This is a genomic window from Brevundimonas naejangsanensis, from assembly GCF_003627995.1.
Taxonomy (GTDB): domain Bacteria; phylum Pseudomonadota; class Alphaproteobacteria; order Caulobacterales; family Caulobacteraceae; genus Brevundimonas; species Brevundimonas naejangsanensis_B.
The window spans coordinates 456,137-474,873 of the sequence record NZ_CP032707.1; the positions used below are offsets into that span (position 1 = coordinate 456,137).

The following is an 18,737-nucleotide window of genomic DNA, read 5'->3' on the forward strand; positions in this document are numbered from 1 at the left end:
GCGACGCGCCACGGGTCTGTCACTGCATGGGTTTCGGGGTGAGCCGGAACCGCGCGTGATTGTTGAGACCCATGACCCTGGCCCTGATTTCCATCGACGCACCCGAAGAGCCTTCCTGTCAGGCCGCCGCGCCTGCGACCAGGGCTGCGCGCCGTCCGTCCGAACTGCTGCAACGCGACGGCGCCCACGACGTCGTGGTTCCGATTCCGGACGGTTTCGAGCTGGATTTCGGCGGAACCCTGACCCAGAAACAGGTCGTCGGCCGCCTGCACGGCAAGGCGAACGCCCCCCTGATCGTGGTCGCGGGCGGGATTTCCGCCGACCGCTACGTCCACCGCACCGAGACCAAGGGCCTGGGCTGGTGGTCCGGCGCCGTGGGCGTGCGCGCCCCCATCGACCTGACCCGGTTCCGCGTCCTGGCCTTTGATTTCGCGCCGGAATTTGGCGACGGCGTCACCGAGCCCAAAGCGCCGCTGACCATCACCACCCAGGATCAGGCGCGCCTCCTGGCCCTGCTGCTGGATCACCTGGGCGTCGAGAAGGTCGCCGCCTTCATCGGCTGCTCCTACGGCGGCATGATCGCCCTGGCCTTCGGCGAGCTCTTTCCCGACTGGGCCGAGCAGCTGGTGGTGGTGTCCGCCGCCCACCGCCCTCACCCGCTGGCCACGGCCTGGCGTGGCATCCAGCGCCGCATCCTGCAACTGGGCCTCGAGACCGGCCGGGTGGATCAGGCGATCGGCCTGGCGCGCGAACTGGCCATGACCACCTATCGCACCCAGGAGGAGTTCGGCGACCGCTTCGATTCCGAGGCCCCCAGCCATGCCGGCCAGGCCTATCCCGTCTGCGACTATCTGACGTCGCGCGGCCGAGCCTATCGCGACCGCACCACCCCCTCGCGCTGGCTGACCCTGTCGGACTCCATCGACCGCCACCGGGTCGAGCCCGAGGCGATCAGCGCCCCCGTCACCCTGGTCGGCTTCACCACCGACCGCCTGTGCCCCATCGACGACATGCGAGAGCTGGCCGACCGCCTGCCCAACCTCTGGCGCTTCGAACAGCACGCTTCCGTCTACGGCCACGACGCCTTCCTGAAGGAAGACGCGCTGGTCGGCGACATTCTGACTTCCGTACTGAAGGACATCGACCAATGAGCCGCGCCCGTCCCGCCGATCCCCGCACCATCGCCGCCCGCTCGGGCGTCGATACGGACACGGCCCACGGCGCGGTCATGCCGGCCCTTTATCTGTCGTCCAACTATTCCTTCGCCGCCTTCGGCCAGCCGCGCAAATACGACTATTCGCGCTCGGGCAATCCGACCCGCGACGTCCTGGCCGAGACCCTGGCCGAGCTGGAAGGCGGCGCCGGTTGCGTGGTCACCGCCACCGGCATGGCGGCGGTCGACCTGCCGCTGAGCCTGCTGGAGCCGGGCGACCTGCTGATCGCCCCGCACGACTGCTACGGCGGCACCCACCGCCTGCTGACCGCCCGGGCGAAGAAAGGCCATTTCCGCGTCGCCTTCGTCGATCAGAACGACGGCCCGGCACTGGACGCCGCCCTGGCCGACGGCGCCAGGCTGGTGCTGATCGAGACCCCGTCCAACCCGCTGCTGCGCGTGGTCGACGTGGCCGACGTCTGTCGCCGCGCCCACGCCGTCGGGGCCAAGGTGGTGTGCGACAACACCTTCCTGTCGCCCGCCCTGCAGCGCCCGCTGGAGCTGGGCGCCGACATCGTCGTCCACTCGACCACCAAATACATCAACGGCCATTCCGACGTGGTCGGCGGCGCCGTGATCGCGGCCGATCCGGCCGATCATGAACAGTTGGCCTGGTGGGCCAACTGCCTGGGCGTCACCGGCTCGCCGTTCGACGCCTATCAGACCCTGCGAGGCCTGCGCACCCTGTTCACCCGCATCGAGCGCCAGCAGGCCACGGCCGGCCTGGTCGCGGCGGCGCTGGAGCAGCATCCGGCGGTGAAGGCGGTTCACTATCCGGGCCTGGCGTCCCATCCCGGCCACGCCCTGGCGACGCGTCAGCAGTCAGGGCCGGGCGCCATGCTCAGCTTCGAGCTGACCGGCGGGACCGAGGCCGTCTGCGCCGTCATCGAGCAGCTGGACGTCTTCACCCTGGCGGAATCCCTGGGCGGCGTCGAAAGCCTGATCGCCCACCCGGCCACCATGACCCACGCGGCCATGACGCCCGAGGCCCGCGTGACGGCGGGCATCACAGACGGCCTGCTGCGCCTGTCGGTCGGACTGGAGCATCAGGACGACATCCTGGCCGACCTGGTGCAGGCGCTGGACGCGGTGACGCTGAAGGCGGCGGCGTAATCGGCGAAGTGCGCGCCTCTCCCTCCCCGTCCCGGGGAGGGTGGTCGCAGCGAAGCGGAGACCGGGTGGGGAGGGCCAGGCGATCCTGGGCTCGGCGCTTGAATAGCCCTGCCGCCCCCACCCGGCTTGGCTGCTCCGCGCCGCCCTCCGGGTCGGCCTGACGGCCTCAGCCACCCTCCCCGGGACGGGGAGGGAGAATTTGGCGCTTACGCCACGGCCCGCGCCAGGGCCTCCATCCGGCCGCGCGCGTCCAGGTCGCGCGTGTCGTCCAGGGCGAACTGTCCCATCATGCGGTCCAGCTCGACCGCGTCGGCGGCCAGGGCGTGGCTGGCGGCGGTCGACTGCTCGACCATGGCCGCATTCTGCTGCGTGACCTGATCCATCTGGGTGACGGCGATGTTGACCTGCTGCAGGCCGCTGGCCTGTTCCTTCGAGGAGGCGGCGATCTCTTCGGCGATGACGGTCAGGCGCTGGATCTGGTCGGCGATGCGCTCCAGCGCATGGCCCGTGTCGCCGACCAGGGCGACGCCCTCGCCGACCTGGCGGCCCGAGGCGGTGATCAGGGTCTTGATCTCCTTGGCCGCTTCGGCCGAGCGCTGGGCCAGGGCCCGCACTTCCGAAGCGACGACGGCGAAGCCGCGACCGGCGTCGCCCGCGCGCGCCGCCTCGACGCCGGCATTCAGGGCCAGAAGGTTGGTCTGGAAGGCGATCTCGTCGATCACGCCGATGATGGCGCCGATCTCGGAGGACGAACGCTCGATCTCGCCCATGGCGGCGATGGCGCGGCCCACCACGGCCTGCCCCTCGACCGCCTCGGACCGAGCCCCGCGGACCACGCCGCCGGCCTCGACCGCGCCCTCGGCCGAACGGGCCACGGTGGCGGTGATCTGCTCCAGGGCGGCGGCCGTTTCTTCCAGGCTGGCCGCCTGCTGCTCGGTGCGGCGCGACAGATCATCCGACGCATGGCTGATCTCCCGCGCGCTGGAGCCGATGGCGCCCGCGCGTTCGACGATGATCCGCATCACGCCCTGCAGCTTGTCCATCGCCGCGTTGAAGTCGATGCGCAGCGCCTCATAGGCGGGCGGAAAGGACTCGGTCAGGCGGAAGGCCAGCTGGCCGTGCGACAGCCGCTCCAGCCCGCGAGCCACCCCCTCGACCACACGGGCCTGCTGGCGGGCGGTCTCGGCGCTGCGCGCGGCCTGCTCCTGGCGTTCCTGCTCGGCGGCCAGCCGGGCGGCCTCCGTCTCGGCCTCCAGACGCACCTTCTCCTCGGCGTTCTGCTTGAAGGTCAGCACGGCGCCGGCCATGCGGCCGATCTCGTCACGACGCCCGACGGCCGGGACGACGACGTTCAGATCGCCGCCGGCCAGGCGCGTCATGGCGCGAGTCATGGCCTCGACCGGGCGGCTGAGGGCGCCGATCAGCCACAGGGCGGCGCCCACGGCGATGATCAGGGCCAGGAAGCCGCCGATGCCGAAGGCGACATAGGCCTGGGTGAAGGCCGCGGCCTTGGCCCTTTCACGCTGGGCCGCGACGACCGATTCCTTTTCCTGGATGGCGGCGACGCTCGCGCGGATGTCGAAAAGGCGCGCCGAGGCCTTGAGGTTCGCCAGCGCCTGGGCGTGGGTCGCCGGATCGCGCGCCAGGGCGATCTCCTTTTCGGCGCTCTGGCGGAAGGCGTCGCCCCCGACCTTCAGCGCATCCTGTTCGGCCCGATAGGCGCCCGTCGCATCGACCGCCGCCAGATCGGCCAGACGGGCGGTGTAGCGCGCCGTGGCCTCCTGATAGTGGGCCAGGAACTCCTCGTCGCGGGTTGCGACGAAGCCGCGCAGGCCGTTCTGCTGCTCGACCGACGCGGTCTGGATCAGGTCGGTCGTCTTGAAGATCGCGTTCGAGGCCGCGTCGGCCGCGTCGGCGCGCTGCAGAGCCGCGACGGCCCAAAGGACGACAAGCGTCGCCAAGCCGCACGCGCCGATCACGGCGGCGAAGGACGCCATCAGCTTCTTGGGAACAGAAAGATTTTGCAGCATGGTCAGGCAACTCGGCAGGAGGTCAGAATTTCTGACTAGCCGCGAGGGGGTTCGCCAAGTGTTAGCGCCCGCGTGGGGGCATCTACGTAGTCGCGCTCACAGCGCCTTCAGCACCACCGACAGAGCCGTCAGCAGCAGATAAGCGGCAAAGGCCCGGCGCAGAAGACGCCGGTCCAGCCGGTGCGCCAGCCGCGCCCCATAGGGAGCCGTCAACGCCGTCAGCAGCCCCATGATCACCGCCGCCGGCACGTTGACATAGCCCAGCGACAGCGGCGGCCTCCCCGGCGCGTCCCAGCCGAAGGCCGCGAAGCCCAGGGCCGCCGTCGCCCCGATGGCCAGGCCGAAGCCCGAGGCCGTCGCCACCGCCTGATGGATCGGCCGTCCGCACAGGGTCATGGTCATGCCGCCGAAACTGCCGCCGCCGACGCCCATCATGGCCGACAGCAGGCCGATCATCGTGCCGACGCCGCGCCGTCCCCAGCCGGTCGGCAAATCCTTGCGCAGGGTATAGCGCTCGGGCATCAGCCCCATCTGCAGGGCGACCAGCAGCAGGCAGACGCCGTAGACGACGGCGAGGCCCTCCATGGAGACCACCCCCGCGATCGCCGCCCCGACCAGGCCGCCGAACGCCACCCAGGGCGTCCAGGTCTTCAACACCTGCTCGTCCACCGCCCCGTGCGCCCGGTGCGTCGCCAGCGACCGCAGCGAAGTGGCGACGATGGTCAGCAGGGAGGTGCCGATGGCGACGTGCAAATTGCTCTCGCCGCCCACGCCCAGCACCGAGAAGGCGTAGAAGAGGGCGGGCACCAGCACCGTGCCGCCGCCGACTCCGAACAGGCCGCCGATCACGCCCGCGATCGCCCCCGCCCCGGCCAGGGCGGCGAGCATGAGCACGAGTTCGGACAGGGGCAGGGTCATGAGCCATGGCTTAGCGGCACAACCCGCCAGCGTCATCCCGGAAAGGGCTCAGCCCTTATCCGGGACCGGCTCTCCGCTTCGCTGCGGCCGGGATGACGGTTTTTGCGACGCCTTTCCTCCCCATGAAATGGGGAGGGGGGCCGCGGAGCGGTGCAGGGGCAAGGACGGCGGAACCAAGCGGCCCCTCCGTCTCGTCGGCTGCGCCGCCGATCCACCTCCCCACTGCGTGGGGAGGAGAAGAACTCAGGCCGCCTTGCGCGCCTCGGCCTCGCGCACGGCCTCGACGGCGCGGTCGACCACTTCCAGGCCCGCGCCCGGCTTGACGCCCTCGACGGTCAGGATGCGGCGGAAGGCGCGCGCCCCGGCGCGGCCGTGCATCAGCCCCAACATGTGCCGGGTCATGCTGGCCAGATTGGCGCCCTCGTCCAGCCGTGCGGCCATATAGGGGCGATAGCGCTCCAGCGCCTCGAACACGTCCACGTCCTCAACAGCCTCGCCGAAGAGGCGGCGGTCCACCTGCCCCATCAGCGCCGGCTCGTGATAGGCGGCGCGGCCCAGCATGACGCCGTCCAACTGCACGCCGTCGTCGGCCTTCAGATGCGCCTCGGCCTGGTCCAGGTCGCCGATGCCGCCGTTGATGCAGATGGTCAGGTGCGGCCGCTCGCGCTTCAGACGCCGCACCAGATCATAGTCCAGCGGCGGCACGTCGCGGTTCTCCTTGGGCGACAGCCCCTTCAGCCAGGCCTTGCGCGCATGGACGATGAAGTGGGTGATGCCCACCGCCGCCGAGGCATCGACCGTGGCGAACAGGCTTTCCTGCGGGTCCTGATCGTCGACGCCGATACGGCATTTGACGGTGGCGGGGACGCGGACCGCCTCCTTGATGGCCGCCATGCAGTCGGCCACCAGCTCCGGCTCGCGCATCAGGCAGGCGCCGAACTTGCCCGACTGCACCCGGTCCGAGGGGCAGCCGACGTTCAGGTTGATCTCGCCATAGCCGTAGGCCTCGCCGATCCTGGCCGCCTCCGCCAGCTGGGCCGGGTCCGAGCCGCCCAGCTGCAGGGCCACGGGATGCTCCACCGCGTCGAAGCCCAGCAGCCGGTCGCGGTCGCCGTGGATCACCGCCGGGGCCGTGACCATCTCCGTATAGAGCAGGGCGCGCGCGCTCAGCGCACGATGAAACGCCCGACAATTGCGGTCGGTCCAGTCCATCATGGGGGCGACGGAAAACCGGTGCGGCGGATGCTGGCTCATGGGCCGCCCCTATACTGACAATGGGCCGGAATGGCGACCGGCCCCCGCTGGGGTCAGCCCCGCGCCACCTGGAAGCCCGCGAAGGACTGGCTGACCGGCATCAGCTCCAGGGCGTTGATGTTCAGGTGCGGCGGCAGGGTCGCGACCCAGAACAGGGTCTCGGCGATGTCCTCGCCGGTCATGGGCGCCGCCCCGCCGTAGAGGGCGTCCGACGCCGCCTGGTCGCCGCCGGTGCGGACCAGGGTGAACTCCGTCTCGGCCATGCCCGGCTCGATGGAGGTGACGCGCACTCCCGTCCCGTGCAGGTCCGACCGCAGCCCCAGCGAGAACTGGCGCACGAAGGCCTTGGTCCCGCCATAGGCGTTGCCGCCCTTGTAGGGATAGGTCGCGGCCACCGAACTGATGTTCAGGATCGCCCCCTTGCGCGCGATCAGGCGCGGCAGCAGACGACGCGTGATGGTCACCAGGCCGGTGATGTTGGTGTCGATCATCTGCCGCCACTGATCCAGGTCGGCCTCCTGCGCCGTCGCCGTGCCCAGCGCCAGCCCGGCGTTGTTGATCAGCACGTCGATGTCGCGGAAGCCTTCCGGCAGGGCGTCCAGGGCGGCGTCGATGGCGGCCTCGTCGCGCATGTCGAAGGGGGCGGCGTGAACCCGATCCGCCCCCAGCTCGGCGACCAGTTCGTCCAGGCGCGCCTGGCGGCGGCCGGTGGCGATCACCTTCCAGCCCGCGCCGGCAAAGCGGCGCGCCGCCGCCCGGCCGATGCCCGAGGTGGCTCCGGTGATCAGAATGACGCCGCTCATGATGTCCGTCCTGGCTGAGGCTTTACTGTTGTCGCTGGCTTAATCCCGCACCAGCCCGCCGTCGACCACCAGATTCTGCCCCGTCACCGCCCGGCTCCACGGCGAGGCGAAGAAGAGGACGGCGTCGGCGAACTCCTGCGGCGTCGTCACCGAACGCAACGGCGTCATGCCGGCGATCAGGTCGAACACCGCCTCCGGCGTCGCCGCGCTGGCGTCCGTGGTGCGCAACAGCCCGCCCGAGACCATGTTGACCGTGATGCCCGAGGGGCCGAGGTCGCCCGCCGCCGTCCGCGTCAGGCTCAGCAGGGCGGCCTTGGCGGCGGTGTAGTCGTGATAGGGCACGACCGGATTCTGGAACAGGTTGGTGCCGATGTTGACCACCCGGCCGAAGCCTTGCGCGCTCATGCCCGGCGCCGTGGCCTGGATGACGTTCAGCGCGCCGCGGATCACGGTCGCGAACTGGCGCTCCATGTCCGCCCAGGGAATGTCGGCCATCTGGGCGCGGGCGTCGCCGTTGAAGCTGTAGTCCAGGGCGTTGTTGACCACGGTGCTGACCGGAGCGCCGAAATGGTCGACCCCCTTGGCGACCATGGCGTCGACCGCCGCGCGGTCGGTCACGTCGGCCTGGATCGCGATCGCGCGATCGCCCAGTTCGGCCGCCAGCGCCTCGGCCTGCTGGCCGCTGCTGCGCCAGTTGATGACCACCCGCGCGCCCTGCCCGGCGAAAGCCCGCGCCGCCGCCGCGCCCACGCCGCGCGCGCCGCCGGTGATGAGAACGATCTGATCGCGGATGTCCATTTTGGCCCTCACTCTGAACAATGACGCCCAGCCATAGGCCGCGCCCTCCCCCGCGTCATCCCTGAGCAGGTCTTTCCTAGCCCGCTCATCCCGGCGAAGGCCGGAATCCAGATGCACAAGCGCCGGGCTCGCTGCTGCCAAGAGGCGTCGTGGAGCGTCGCCTGGCGGCGGCCAGCCATACAATCTGGATCCCGGCCTTCGCCGGGAGGAGCGGCGAGAGTTAACGAACATGGGTTGCATTTAGCGTCTTACCTAATTAGCTTTCTGCCTATGAACAGCCTGTTCAAAGCCCTGTCGCATCCAGTTCGGCGCCGCATCATCGCCATGCTGCGGTCCGGGCCGCTGTCCTCGGGCGAGATCGCCGCCGCCTTCGACATGAGCTGGCCCACCGTCACCGGCCACCTCAACGCCCTGAAGGAGGCCGAACTGGTCAGCACCGAACGTGAGGGCCAGTCGATCCGCTATCGACTGGAGATCTCGGCGGTGGAGGAGGCCCTGGCCTTCCTGATGGACCTGACCGGAACAGGCGCAGACCAAGCCGACACGGAGGAGCCCCGATGAACCGTCTCACCCTGGCCGACACGGCCGCCGGGATCGTCTCCCTATTGATCCTCACGGCGGCGGCGTGGGTGGCGATCTACGGCCCCGCCGCGCCCATTCCCTTGCATTTCGACGCCTCGGGCCAGGCCGACCGCTACGGCGACCGCCATGAGCTGGCGGCGGCTCTCGCGGGGCTGGCGGGGTTGAACCTGCTGGTCGCCTGGATGACCGGACGCCAGGCCGACGCCGCCGCCGATCCGATCCGCCAGAAGGGCCTGCGGCGCGGTCAGTGGCTGTCGATCATCATCATGGGAGCGACCGCCGCCTTCGTCGCCTGGTCCAGCCTGAGTCCCGCCGCCCTGACCGGCGCGGCGCATCCGGGCGGGGCCATGGCCTTCCTCGCCTTCATCCTGCTGGTCGCGGGGGCGGTCCTGGGTCGCGTCGGCCCCAACCCCTTCATCGGGGTGAAGACGCCCTGGGCCTACAAGTCGCGCCTGGCGTGGGACCGCTCCAACCGCCTGGCCGGGCGGCTGATGTTCTGGCTGGGCGCGCTCGGCCTGATCGCCAGCCCGTTCGCGGCCCAACCGACGGGCCTGATCGCCCTCACGATCGGCGTCCTGATCGCCGCCGCCTGGTCGGTGTTCGAAAGCTGGCGCGTGTGGCGCGCCGACCCCGAGCGCCAGCCCTTCTGACCTTGAAAACCTCACGACGGAGACAAGCATGCTGACCCTCGCCGCCGCCCTGCTGCTCTCGCCGGTCTCGACGCCCGTCGAACTGGCCTCCAGCCCAGCGCCCCTGCACGGAACCCTGCTGACGCCCGAGGGCGAGACGCGCGCGGCCGCCGTCATCATCGCCGGATCCGGCCCGACAGACCGGGACGGGAACAGCCCCGTCGGCGTGACCGGCGGCGTCTATCGCCAGTTGGCCGAGAGCCTGGCCGAGCGCGGCGTGGCCACCGTCCGCTATGACAAGCGCGGCATCGCGGCCAGCGCCGCCGCCGCCACGGACGAGGCCAAGCTGACCTTCGACGCCCTGATCGACGACGCCCGCGCCTGGGCCCGGCTGACGGCGGAGCGGACCGGCCGTCCGTGCGTCTGGCTGATCGGCCACAGCGAAGGCGCCCTGATCGGCCAGGCCGCGGCGGCCGACAATCCCAAGGTCTGCGGCCTGGTGCTGCTGTCGCCGGTCGGAGAGCGGGCGGGCGCGCTGATCCGCCGCCAGCTGGGCGCCGGCCTGCCCGAGGCCATGAAGCCCGAGGCCTTCGCCGTCCTGGACGAACTGGAGGCGGGGCGCACCGTCGCGAACCCGCCGCCCGCCCTGGCCGCCCTGTTCCGCCCCTCGGTCCAGCCCTATCTGATCTCCTACCTCGTCGTGGACCCCGAGGCCCTGATCGCCGACTACGACCGCCCGGTCCTGCTGGGCCACGGCGCCGCCGACATCCAGGTGCCGCCGTCCAATACGGAGCGCCTGGCCAAGGCTCAGCCCAAGGCCGAGGTGGCGATCTTCGACGGGCTGAACCACGTCCTGCGCCCGGCGCCGCTGGACCGCGCCGCCAACCTGGCGACCTATGGCGACGCCGCCCTTCCCCTGGGCGCCGAGGTCGCGCCCGCCGTGGCGGACTTCATCCTGAAGTAATCGCCCCTCTCCCCTTGAGGGAGAAGGAAAATCAGTCGTCCAACTCCGCCCGCGCCTGTTCGGCCAGATCGAAGAAGCGGCGGCGGACTTCGGCGGCGAAGGGGTTGTCGTGTTCGATGGCGCGGAAGACCGCCGCGCTGTCGTGGCGCACCATGTCGACGCCCTGCATGACGCGCTCGAAACTGGTCGTGGTCATGCGCGTCGGCAAGGGCTCCATCGCCAGCAGGACCTTGGCGATCAGATGGGTCAGGCCCTGCACCGTCGCCGCCTCGCGGTCGTGATCCTCGGGCGTGACGACGAAGACCTTCAGCCCCAGGGCCTTGCGGCAGAAGGCGGCGACGCGCCACGCCGCCTTGTCGCCGCGCACCGGGCAGACGGCGATGCGCAGGCCCGCGATGCCGTCCTTGCCGCTCTGGGGGCCGAACAGGGGATGGGTGCCGACGATGTCGACGCCCTCGGGCAGGCCGTCCAGCATGACCTTGGCCGGCTTCACCTTCACCGACCCGACGTCGAGGATCAGGGCGCCGGGCGTCACGTGCGGCGCGATGGCCGCCACCGTCTCGGCCAGCACGCCGACCGGCACGGCCAGCACCACCATCGGACAGGCCGCCGCCTCTTCCAGCGTCGTCAGCCGCGCCCGCCCCTCGCCGTCGCTTGCCGCTGGGTCGTGGGCGAGGATGTCGAACCATGGCGACAGATGCTTCGCCGTCAGCCGCCCGAAGGCGCCGAAGCCGATCAGGCCGAGTTGGGGCCGGGACTGGCTCACCCCGCCAGCGTCTCCTGGAACCGCACCGGCTGGCCGTGGGCCTGGCCGATCAGTTCGCCGTCCTTCATCACCACGCGACCGCGCACGATGGTGGCCACCGGCCAGCCGGTCGCCTCGAAGCCGTCGAAGGGGGTCCAGCCGCAGCGCGTGGCCTGCTGATCGTGGGTGATGGTCTTCTTGGCCTTCAGGTCGACGATGGTCAGGTCGGCGTCATAGCTGACGGCCATCCGTCCCTTGTTGGCGGTGCCGAACACCCGCTGCGCCCCGCCCGAGGTCAGGTCGATGAAGCGCTCCAGCGACAGCCGCCCATTGGCGACGTGCGTCAGCATCAGCGGCACCAGGGTCTGCACCCCCGGCATCCCCGACGGCGAGGCCGGATAGGGCTTGGCCTTCTCTTCCTTGGTGTGCGGCGCGTGGTCAGAGCCCAGCACGTCAGCCACCCCCTGTTGCATGCCCCACAGCCACAGGGCGTCGACGTGCTCCTGCGACCGGATCGGCGGGTTCATCTGGGCGTAGGCGCCAAGACGTTCATAGGCTTCCGGCGCGACAAGGGTCAGGTGCTGCGGCGTGATCTCGACGGTGGCGACATCCTTGTGGAAGCGCAGGAACTCCATCTCATCCTTGGTCGTGACGTGCAGGACGTGGATGCGCGCGCCGGTCTCCTTGGCGAGGCCCACCAGGCGGCGGGTGGACATGATGGCGCTCTCGGCGTCGCGGACTTCGGGGTGGCTGGTCCAGTCGCCGGTGCGGGCCAGGCTGCGGCGCTCGACCAGACGGTATTCGTCCTCGGAGTGGAAGGTGGCGCGGCGGCGCACGTTCGACAGGACCTTCCTCACCCCCTCGTCGTCGGCGATCAGCAGGTCGCCGGTCGAGGCGCCCATGAAGACCTTGACCCCGCAGCAGCCCGGCAGCCGCTCGAGATCGGCCAGATCCTCAGCGTTTTCATGCGTGCCGCCGACGTAGAAGGCGTGGTCGGTCCACATCCGGTCCTTCGCCCGCACCAGCTTGTCGGCCATGGTGTCGGGGTCGGTGGTGTTGGGGTTGGTGTTCGGCATCTCGAACACGGCGACGACCCCGCCCAGGGCGGCCGCGCGGCTGCCGGTCTCGAGGTCTTCCTTCCACTCCAGACCCGGCTCGCGGAAGTGGACCTGGGTGTCGATGACGCCGGGCAGGACGGTCAGGCCGGCAGCGTCGAATACTTCTCCGGCCGAGGCCTGGCTCAGGTCGCCGATGAAGGCGATGCGGCCGTCGATGACCCCCACGTCGGCCCGGCCGCGTCCGGCGTGGTTGGCCACCTCGCCGCCCCGAACGATCAGGTCATAGGTCTGGGTCATCGCGCGCATCTCTCCTGAGGTCCCGGCGCTTATGCGCGCTGGACGCTCGGGGACGCAAGCGGACGAGGTCAGAGCCCTTCCCCCATCGAGGGGTAAGGGAGCCTCAGGCTCCCCGTTCCGCCAGCAGCTTCTTCGCCGCCTTCAGCACCCGCTCATAGGGCAGGTCCATCATGTGCTGGATATGCTGGTTCAGGCGCGGGTCCAGTTCCTGGAACTCCTGCAGGCTGCGCGGGCCGCGCACGGCGACGCCGGTCCAGGGACGCTTCAGCGTCTCGTCCGAAGGGCCGAAGACCGCCACCGCCGGCACGCCCGCCGCCACGGCAAGCTGGGTCCACAGGGAGTCGCCGCCCAGGTAGAGGTCGGCGCGCGACAGGGCCGCCGCCGTCTGCAGCCGCGTCAGCCGGCCCTGCAGCTCGATCACCCGCTCGCGCTTGACCGCCGAGCGGACGGTCTTGGCCGCGTCGCGGTCCGCCTCCTCGCCGACGATCATCAGACGCCCCCCGGCCAGCGGCCCGCCTTCGCCCAGCAGGGAGATGGCGACCTTGGCGTAGCGGTCGGCGGGCCAGCGCTTGCCGATCCAGTCGGCGCCCGGCCCGATCGCCAGGATCGGCCCGTCGCCCGGTGGGATCAGGGCGTCGGCGGCTTCCTGCGCATCGCGGCCGATGAACAGTTTCGGCGCCGGAATCTCGTCCAGTTGCAGCGTCCGCGCCGCCTGTTCGACCAGGTGCACGCCCGGCAGAACCTTGCCCTTCACCGCCCGGCGCTGACGCCGCAGCTTGCCCGACAGGGTCGAGCCGCGCATGTCGACCACCAGGCCCCAGTGGGTCTCGCGCACCTGGTTCCACAGGGCGATCCAGTCCCAGCGCCCGTCGCGGTCCAGGGTGATCAGCCGTTGCAGGCGCGGCAGGTCCGCGAACAGCGGCGCGCTGGCGGGCGAGCCGACGACGGTGAAGGTCGCCTGCGGTATGGCCTCGACCAGCTGGGCCAGCGCCCCCGACGACAGGACCGCCTCCTCGGCGTCCGCCTCGGCGATGTAGAGGATCGGGAAACGACCGTGCATGGCGGGAGCCTAGCGGGATTCTCTACGCAATTCAGCGTAGATGCGATGAAGGCCGATCCCGCCCTCGCCGCCATCCCGAGGCCATGCGGCCGCCTGCGGGATCCGAGCTCAATCCTAAGCTACACGACGGCCGCTGGGCCGTCCGCGATGACGGCCGGCAGACGGCTCGGCGATGACCGCTTACGACCCGTAGTCGACCTTCAATCGGTCTTCCGCAGGCGCACGGACGCAGAGATTCTGTCTGCGCGAGGCTGATCATTGGGCACTTCCAGGCTCCAGACCTGGACCTCACTTGGCCAATCGTATGGTGCGGCGAGGAGTCGGCTCCGCGGTATCGACCTATTTGCGAAGTTGCCCACATACAGACCAGCGTATTGGACACCGCCACAAGTCACACTGAAGGTTTGAAAATCTAGCTTGACCCCATCTGTCGCCATCGCGCAGTCCGATGGAATATCAATGTCAAAAGCCATGCGTCCGTCATCTAGCATCGGACCAATTTTCGGCTGCGCCGAGCAGCCCAACGCTACAAACATGAATGCGATGAGAACAGCAGAGTTCGTCGGGCGGACATTGTTCATGGAGTAACTTTAGCCCAGTGACGCTTCGAGCTACAAATGCCCGCTTCCCACCCATCGCTGACATCGACGGCGACGGCTCTCCGGCCTGGAGGCCAAGGTCCGTTTTCGGCGCCCATGTCCAAGACCGTTCTCGACCCTTAGCGGCTCTTGCGAGGGTCCGATTCCGGGCGAAGTGACCATTGGAAAGGCCAAATGTCGTCTTTCCGGCGTCCGCACCCCACGCAGTTTTCAGGTGTCCGCAACCAAGGTGCGACGTAGCCCTTCCCTGTGTCCATGATGTGCTTTCGACAGCGGGGGCACCGAAGCGAGTTCCCCATCACCATCCAGAAGAGCGGGCCGAGAAGAAGCAGCGGCCAGAAAAACTGCGCGAGAGCGACGCCTACAAGGAGAAGAGCAGCCGCACAGGCGAAGAGAGGGTAATACCAGCGCATTTAAGTCTGCCTCTTCAGATTCTGAGCGCTTACAGCGATCAACGTCCGCCTCCCATCCTCAAGCGAACTTCGCTTCCCGACCCGTTGCGGACGTTCCTACGGGATCGGCGTGTTGCTACGCCAAGTGAAGAAAGCGAGCAGCCCAGCGGCCGGACCGATAATCGCGATTAAGGGCCACCAGTCAGCAGCCAGCGGCTGCAATGGCAGTCCGGTTCCAAGTGCTAACGCTAGAATGGCAAGGGAGAACGTCGCGCTTGTGCCCACAAGCATCCAAGCGCCCCGAAGCCATGGCCCGATATTTTTGGCGCTTTGAATTGCCCGCCTGGCGGCCAACCACGCCAGCGTGATTAGAGCGGCGGAAATCAGACCGTTCGTAAGCGCAAAGCGAAAGATCGGTTGCTGAACATTCAGCGGGCCCATAGTGCCCCACGCCAGAAAGCCAGCCAGTTTCAACCCACTGATAACTGCAAACCACGAGACGGGCACCACTGCCGTTCGGGCAAGACTCAAAGTAGGAACTGGCTCGTCACTCCATGCGAGCATGCCAAGAGCAACCAGCAAGGTGGCCCCGCCTCCGATAGCGACCCAGTTAAGCGCAAGTTGAGGCCAGAACGGCAGATAGGGATTGAAGCCAGGGTAGTCGATCTGCGGAGAGCCGATCATCGGCGTCATATCAACGAGGCCGCTGACCAAGAGGGCGCCGACCATCATCAAGACGGCCGAGATGAGTTTTCGAAGCGAGCGTCCCAACATTTGCCTCTCCCCATTTTGGGGACAGCTTAGTTGCTAAATGTCCGCTAACCACCCTTCGCGGACGTTCAGCGCGTCTGCTCCGCACCGACCGGACCATACACCCGCTTCCGCTGCGCCGAGGTTCGTGGCACTGACGCGCGATGAAGCCGCCTGAAGCCGCCGCCAAGATCGTTCGCCCCCTTCCCACCCTGATGCTGGAGCTTGAGGCCCGCGCGGCCTCGGGCGGGCCTGTCTGCGGCGTGGACGAGGCGGGGCGCGGCCCCTGGGCCGGGCCGGTGTCGGCGGCGGCGGTGATCCTGAACCCCGACGACCTGCCTCACGGCATCGACGACTCCAAGGCGCTGAACGAAAAGCGCCGCGCCGTGCTGGAGGTCGAGATCAAGGCCCGGGCGGTGGCCTGGGGCGTCGGCTTCGCCTCGGTCGAGGAGATCGAAGAGCTGAACATCCTGCACGCCACCGGCCTGGCCATGCGCCGCGCGGTCGAGGCCTTGGCCCATCCGCCGGTTCACGCCCTGGTGGACGGCAACTATCGCTTTCCCCTGCCCTGCCCGGTGACCACGGTGGTCGGCGGCGACGCCCTGTCCCTGTCGATCGCGGCGGCGTCGATCCTGGCCAAGACGGCGCGAGACCGGCTGATGATCGAACTGGACGCCCAATATCCCGGCTACGGCTTCGCCAGCCACAAGGGCTACAGCGCCCCGGCCCACCAGAAGGCGCTGAAGACCCTGGGCCCCTGCCCCGCCCATCGGCGCGGCTGGAGCCCGATCAGGGCCCTGCTCGAGGCCTAGCGTCAGACGCCGAGGGCGCCGCCGACGAGCAATCCCAGAACGATGGCGACCACAGCCATCGCCAGAAGGATCATCCAAGTCGGCAGACCGGTGGAAGCCCGGCGATGGGACGGTGCGCGATGGCTCGGCATACTCATGCCACCCGTAACCCGATCACCGCGAGAATGTTCCACTCAGGCGGCCACGGGCAGGTCGACCGGCTGATCCGTCACGATGAACAGATATTCCACGTTCCGCAGGCGTCCGACCGCCCCGACCTTCTCGCCCTTCAGATTGTGGATGCCGATGCGGGCGCCGACGTAGCGGGGACGCGGAATCTCGATCACCTGGACCCGGCCGCGCGCCGACAGCATGGCGGTCAGGTCGTCCCGGCTCAGATAGCCCTCGTCGTTGAAGCTGACGATCAGATTCGGCGCCCGCAGCCGCTCGACGACGGTCTGCAGCGCCGGGCCGATGCCGGGCTTGGAGTTGAAGGCGCTCTTGCGCGTCCTCACGTCGACCCGCTTGCGCGCCACGCCGTAGGTCTGAGGCTTGTCCCACAGCACCAGGCTTTCCCAGCAGTGATAATTGCCCAGGTAGGAGTGCTGGTTATAGGGCGGGTCCAGATAGACGAGGTCGGCCTCGACCTCGGCCGCCACCTCCACCGCGTCCCCGCGCGTCGCCACGCACGGCCCCGCCGCCACGCCGGGCAGCAGGTCCGGCAGACGCAGCTCCAGCGGCTTCAAGGCGCGCGGCGCCCACTGCTTCATATAGGCCATCTGCAGGCCCGCCGTGGAATCCACCCGGTCGGCCGCCTCCATCAGGGCCACCAGGACCACGGCCTTGAGCTCCGGCTCCAGCCCCATGGCCTCGATGCGCTCACGCATGGCGTCGATGCGGGCGCCGTTGTCGGGATGGAAGAAGCGGGCCTCTTCGCAATAGGTGCGGGTGAACCAGCCCGGGGCGGGCGCCACCCCCCGAAGCTCGGCCAGAACCGCCTCGGCCTTGTCCACCCAGCGCTCTCGGTCGGCCTGGACATAGGCGGTCGCGAGGGCGTGGGCATAGGCGTTGTGATCATTGGACCAGACGCGAAACCCCTCGCGCTTCAGCGCATGACCCACGCGCGCGGTGCCGGAAAACAGATCGCAGACCGTCCCCCCGTCAGGCTGGGCGGCCCGCACAGCGCCGATCACCTGGCCCAGAAGCGCGCGCTTTGAGCCGATGTATTTGATCATTCCGTCCCGTTAGGTCCTGCGGGCGCGCTTCGCCCCACGCTCAACATGGGCCGGAGCATGGGCCAGACGCAACAGATTCGCGGCCCCCGGCGCGCCAAAAGGCGTTCCGGCCAGGATCAGGATGCGCTGGCCGGGCTCGGCCAGGCCATAGAGCATGGCCGCCTCGACCGCGTCGTCGGTCAGGCCTTCCAGCGACGACGGCTGGTCCCCCAGGCGCGGCTCAAGCCCCCAGACCAGCGCCAGCCGGCGCGCCGTTTCGGGCTTGGGCGTCAGGGCCAGGACCGGCTGCAGGGGCCGCTCGCGCGACATGCGCCGCGCCGTGCCGCCCAGGGTGGTGAAAACCACCATACAGGCCGTGGTCGAAGCCTCGGCCGCCTTGCGCGCCGCCGCGACCAGGGCGTCGACGTCGTGGATGTCCATGCCCGCGTGGTCGGCGTCCATCAGGCCCGGCCACAGGGGATCGCGCTCCACCCGCTCCATGATACGGTTCATGATGGTGACCGCTTCCAGCGGATAGTCGCCCGCCGCCGTCTCGGCCGACAGCATCAGGGCGTCGGCGCCCTCATAGACGGCGTTGGCCACGTCGGACGCCTCGGCCCGCGTCGGGGCGGGCGAACTGGTCATCGACTCCAGCATCTGGGTGGCGACGATGGCGGGCACCCCGCGCTGGCGGGCGGCGCGCAGGATCTTCTTCTGCGCGACCGGCACCTCTTCGGGCTCCATCTCGACGCCCAGGTCGCCGCGCGCGACCATGACGCCGTCGCAGTAGTCGAGGATGCTCTCGAGGTCGTTCAGGGCCTGGGGCTTCTCGATCTTGGCCAGGCAGGCGGCCTGGCCGTCGACGATCTGTCTCAGCTCGGCCATGTCCTCAGCCTTCTGGACGAAGCTGAGGGCCACCCAGTCGACGCCCAGGCGCAGGGCGAAGGCCAGGTCCTCGCGGTCCTTGGGCGTCAGGGCCGAGACCGGCACCACCGCCTCGGGCACGGCCACCCCCTTGCGATCCGACAGCTTGGAGCCGCTTTCGACCGTGACGTCGCACCATTCGTCGGTGCGCTCGCCCACCCGCAGCCGCACCCGGCCGTCGTCGATCAACAGCAGCATGCCGGTGCGCAGGGCGCGGAAGATTTCGGGATGCGGCATCTGCACCCGCGTCTCGTCGCCCAGCGCCGGGTTCAGGTCGAAGCGCATCTTGTGGCCCGGCTTCACCTCGATCTCGACGTCGGCGAAGCGGCCCAGCCGCAGCTTGGGGCCTTGCAGGTCGGCCAAGATGCCCAGCGGCCGCTTCAACGCCATCTCGGCCCCGCGCACGGCCTTGAAGGCGGCAGCGTGGTCGTCGTGCGAGCCGTGGCTGAAGTTCAGGCGAAAGACGTCCACCCCAGCCTGGGCCAGCGCCTTGACCGTTCCCGGCGCACGGCTGGCGGGTCCTAGGGTCGCGACGATGCGGGCGCGGCGGGCTCTTTGCATGAAACTGTTTCCTCTGGCTCTGACGGCCGGCGCCTCCCCTCA

Annotated in this window: 17 protein-coding genes; 6 read left to right on the top strand and 11 right to left on the bottom strand. The window is 69.5% G+C overall.

What is annotated here, in order from left to right:
* Positions 1 to 71: 71 nt before the first annotated feature.
* Both metX and metB read left to right on the top strand, forming a co-directional pair.
* On the top strand, positions 72 to 1,151 hold the full coding sequence (metX, locus tag D8I30_RS02100; protein WP_121481269.1) for a homoserine O-succinyltransferase MetX: 1,080 nt from the start codon (positions 72 to 74) through the stop codon (positions 1,149 to 1,151).
* A complete protein-coding gene (metB, locus tag D8I30_RS02105) occupies positions 1,148 to 2,326 on the top strand; it encodes a cystathionine gamma-synthase (protein WP_121481270.1) in 1,179 nt (392 codons plus the stop codon). The genes metX and metB overlap by 4 nt, the downstream gene beginning before the upstream one ends.
* A 206-nt stretch (positions 2,327 to 2,532) precedes the next feature.
* Here the strand turns inward: metB and D8I30_RS02110 are convergent, their stop codons facing one another.
* The 5 genes from D8I30_RS02110 to D8I30_RS02130 form a co-directional block, all read right to left on the bottom strand.
* On the bottom strand, positions 2,533 to 4,323 hold the full coding sequence (locus D8I30_RS02110) for a methyl-accepting chemotaxis protein (RefSeq protein ID WP_240387290.1): 1,791 nt from the start codon (positions 4,321 to 4,323) through the stop codon (positions 2,533 to 2,535).
* A 129-nt stretch (positions 4,324 to 4,452) separates the two neighbouring features.
* A complete protein-coding gene (locus tag D8I30_RS02115; RefSeq protein WP_121481272.1) occupies positions 4,453 to 5,274 on the bottom strand; it encodes a sulfite exporter TauE/SafE family protein in 822 nt (273 codons plus the stop codon).
* Positions 5,275 to 5,517: 243 nt separating this feature from the next.
* Positions 5,518 to 6,528 (bottom strand): tRNA dihydrouridine(20/20a) synthase DusA, encoded by a 1,011-nt coding sequence (gene dusA / locus D8I30_RS02120; protein WP_121481273.1) that lies wholly within the window; start codon positions 6,526 to 6,528, stop codon positions 5,518 to 5,520.
* A gap of 53 nt (positions 6,529 to 6,581) precedes the next feature.
* Complete coding sequence (locus D8I30_RS02125) at positions 6,582 to 7,331, bottom strand: SDR family NAD(P)-dependent oxidoreductase (protein WP_121481274.1); 750 nt, start codon at positions 7,329 to 7,331, stop codon at positions 6,582 to 6,584.
* A gap of 39 nt (positions 7,332 to 7,370) precedes the next feature.
* Positions 7,371 to 8,129: a 3-oxoacyl-ACP reductase gene (locus D8I30_RS02130; protein WP_121481275.1), complete on the bottom strand. Its 759-nt coding sequence runs from the start codon at positions 8,127 to 8,129 to the stop codon at positions 7,371 to 7,373.
* A 270-nt stretch (positions 8,130 to 8,399) separates the two neighbouring features.
* Between D8I30_RS02130 and D8I30_RS02135 the strand changes: the two genes are divergently transcribed.
* From D8I30_RS02135 to D8I30_RS02145, 3 genes are read left to right on the top strand one after another with little or no spacing between them, the layout of a single operon-like run.
* Positions 8,400 to 8,690 carry a metalloregulator ArsR/SmtB family transcription factor gene (locus tag D8I30_RS02135; protein WP_121481276.1) on the top strand — a complete coding sequence of 97 codons (291 nt, stop codon included), beginning with the start codon at positions 8,400 to 8,402 and terminating at the stop codon, positions 8,688 to 8,690.
* The gene (locus tag D8I30_RS02140; RefSeq protein WP_121481277.1) at positions 8,687 to 9,361 is read left to right on the top strand and encodes an SdpI family protein; all 675 of its coding nucleotides are present in this window, start codon (positions 8,687 to 8,689) and stop codon (positions 9,359 to 9,361) included. The genes D8I30_RS02135 and D8I30_RS02140 overlap by 4 nt, the downstream gene beginning before the upstream one ends.
* Before the next feature lie 28 nt (positions 9,362 to 9,389).
* Positions 9,390 to 10,304 (top strand): alpha/beta hydrolase, encoded by a 915-nt coding sequence (locus tag D8I30_RS02145; RefSeq protein ID WP_121481278.1) that lies wholly within the window; start codon positions 9,390 to 9,392, stop codon positions 10,302 to 10,304.
* 31 nt (positions 10,305 to 10,335) lie between these two features.
* Here the strand turns inward: D8I30_RS02145 and D8I30_RS02150 are convergent, their stop codons facing one another.
* The 4 genes from D8I30_RS02150 to D8I30_RS02165 all read right to left on the bottom strand — a co-directional run bounded on the left by D8I30_RS02150 (position 10,336) and on the right by D8I30_RS02165 (position 15,229).
* Positions 10,336 to 11,070, bottom strand: coding sequence for a prephenate dehydrogenase (locus tag D8I30_RS02150; RefSeq protein ID WP_121481279.1), 735 nt, complete (start codon positions 11,068 to 11,070; stop codon positions 10,336 to 10,338).
* Positions 11,067 to 12,404 (bottom strand): dihydroorotase, encoded by a 1,338-nt coding sequence (locus D8I30_RS02155; protein ID WP_121483346.1) that lies wholly within the window; start codon positions 12,402 to 12,404, stop codon positions 11,067 to 11,069. Before D8I30_RS02155 ends, D8I30_RS02150 begins: the two co-directional genes overlap by 4 nt.
* A 103-nt stretch (positions 12,405 to 12,507) precedes the next feature.
* Positions 12,508 to 13,464, bottom strand: coding sequence for a glycosyltransferase family 9 protein (locus D8I30_RS02160; protein WP_121481280.1), 957 nt, complete (start codon positions 13,462 to 13,464; stop codon positions 12,508 to 12,510).
* Between the two features lie 1,108 nt (positions 13,465 to 14,572).
* Positions 14,573 to 15,229 carry a hypothetical protein gene (locus D8I30_RS02165; protein WP_121481281.1) on the bottom strand — a complete coding sequence of 219 codons (657 nt, stop codon included), beginning with the start codon at positions 15,227 to 15,229 and terminating at the stop codon, positions 14,573 to 14,575.
* Between the two features lie 140 nt (positions 15,230 to 15,369).
* Between D8I30_RS02165 and D8I30_RS02170 the strand changes: the two genes are divergently transcribed.
* Positions 15,370 to 16,017, top strand: coding sequence for a ribonuclease HII (locus D8I30_RS02170; RefSeq protein WP_430805122.1), 648 nt, complete (start codon positions 15,370 to 15,372; stop codon positions 16,015 to 16,017).
* Between the two features lie 173 nt (positions 16,018 to 16,190).
* On the opposite strand, the gene D8I30_RS02175 is transcribed toward D8I30_RS02170, so the two are convergent.
* Positions 16,191 to 17,231 (bottom strand): DNA adenine methylase, encoded by a 1,041-nt coding sequence (locus tag D8I30_RS02175; RefSeq protein ID WP_121481282.1) that lies wholly within the window; start codon positions 17,229 to 17,231, stop codon positions 16,191 to 16,193.
* 9 nt (positions 17,232 to 17,240) lie between these two features.
* On the bottom strand, positions 17,241 to 18,695 hold the full coding sequence (gene pyk, locus D8I30_RS02180; RefSeq protein WP_121481283.1) for a pyruvate kinase: 1,455 nt from the start codon (positions 18,693 to 18,695) through the stop codon (positions 17,241 to 17,243).
* Positions 18,696 to 18,737: the final 42 nt, after the last annotated feature.

What these genes read in the sequence shown, in the direction of transcription:
- dusA (WP_121481273.1), bottom strand. Translation starts at nt 6,528, where the DNA reads ATGAGCCAGCATCCGCCGCACCGGTTTTCCGTCGCCCCCATGATGGAC.
- metB (WP_121481270.1), top strand. Translation starts at nt 1,148, where the DNA reads ATGAGCCGCGCCCGTCCCGCCGATCCCCGCACCATCGCCGCCCGCTCG.
- D8I30_RS02125 (WP_121481274.1), bottom strand. Translation starts at nt 7,331, where the DNA reads ATGAGCGGCGTCATTCTGATCACCGGAGCCACCTCGGGCATCGGCCGG.
- pyk (WP_121481283.1), bottom strand. Translation starts at nt 18,695, where the DNA reads ATGCAAAGAGCCCGCCGCGCCCGCATCGTCGCGACCCTAGGACCCGCC.
- D8I30_RS02115 (WP_121481272.1), bottom strand. Translation starts at nt 5,274, where the DNA reads ATGACCCTGCCCCTGTCCGAACTCGTGCTCATGCTCGCCGCCCTGGCC.
- D8I30_RS02170 (WP_430805122.1), top strand. Translation starts at nt 15,370, where the DNA reads ATGAAGCCGCCTGAAGCCGCCGCCAAGATCGTTCGCCCCCTTCCCACC.
- D8I30_RS02145 (WP_121481278.1), top strand. Translation starts at nt 9,390, where the DNA reads ATGCTGACCCTCGCCGCCGCCCTGCTGCTCTCGCCGGTCTCGACGCCC.
- D8I30_RS02110 (WP_240387290.1), bottom strand. Translation starts at nt 4,323, where the DNA reads ATGGCGTCCTTCGCCGCCGTGATCGGCGCGTGCGGCTTGGCGACGCTT.
- D8I30_RS02130 (WP_121481275.1), bottom strand. Translation starts at nt 8,129, where the DNA reads ATGGACATCCGCGATCAGATCGTTCTCATCACCGGCGGCGCGCGCGGC.
- D8I30_RS02135 (WP_121481276.1), top strand. Translation starts at nt 8,400, where the DNA reads ATGAACAGCCTGTTCAAAGCCCTGTCGCATCCAGTTCGGCGCCGCATC.
- D8I30_RS02160 (WP_121481280.1), bottom strand. Translation starts at nt 13,464, where the DNA reads ATGCACGGTCGTTTCCCGATCCTCTACATCGCCGAGGCGGACGCCGAG.
- D8I30_RS02175 (WP_121481282.1), bottom strand. Translation starts at nt 17,231, where the DNA reads ATGATCAAATACATCGGCTCAAAGCGCGCGCTTCTGGGCCAGGTGATC.
- D8I30_RS02155 (WP_121483346.1), bottom strand. Translation starts at nt 12,404, where the DNA reads ATGACCCAGACCTATGACCTGATCGTTCGGGGCGGCGAGGTGGCCAAC.
- D8I30_RS02140 (WP_121481277.1), top strand. Translation starts at nt 8,687, where the DNA reads ATGAACCGTCTCACCCTGGCCGACACGGCCGCCGGGATCGTCTCCCTA.
- D8I30_RS02165 (WP_121481281.1), bottom strand. Translation starts at nt 15,229, where the DNA reads ATGTTGGGACGCTCGCTTCGAAAACTCATCTCGGCCGTCTTGATGATG.
- metX (WP_121481269.1), top strand. Translation starts at nt 72, where the DNA reads ATGACCCTGGCCCTGATTTCCATCGACGCACCCGAAGAGCCTTCCTGT.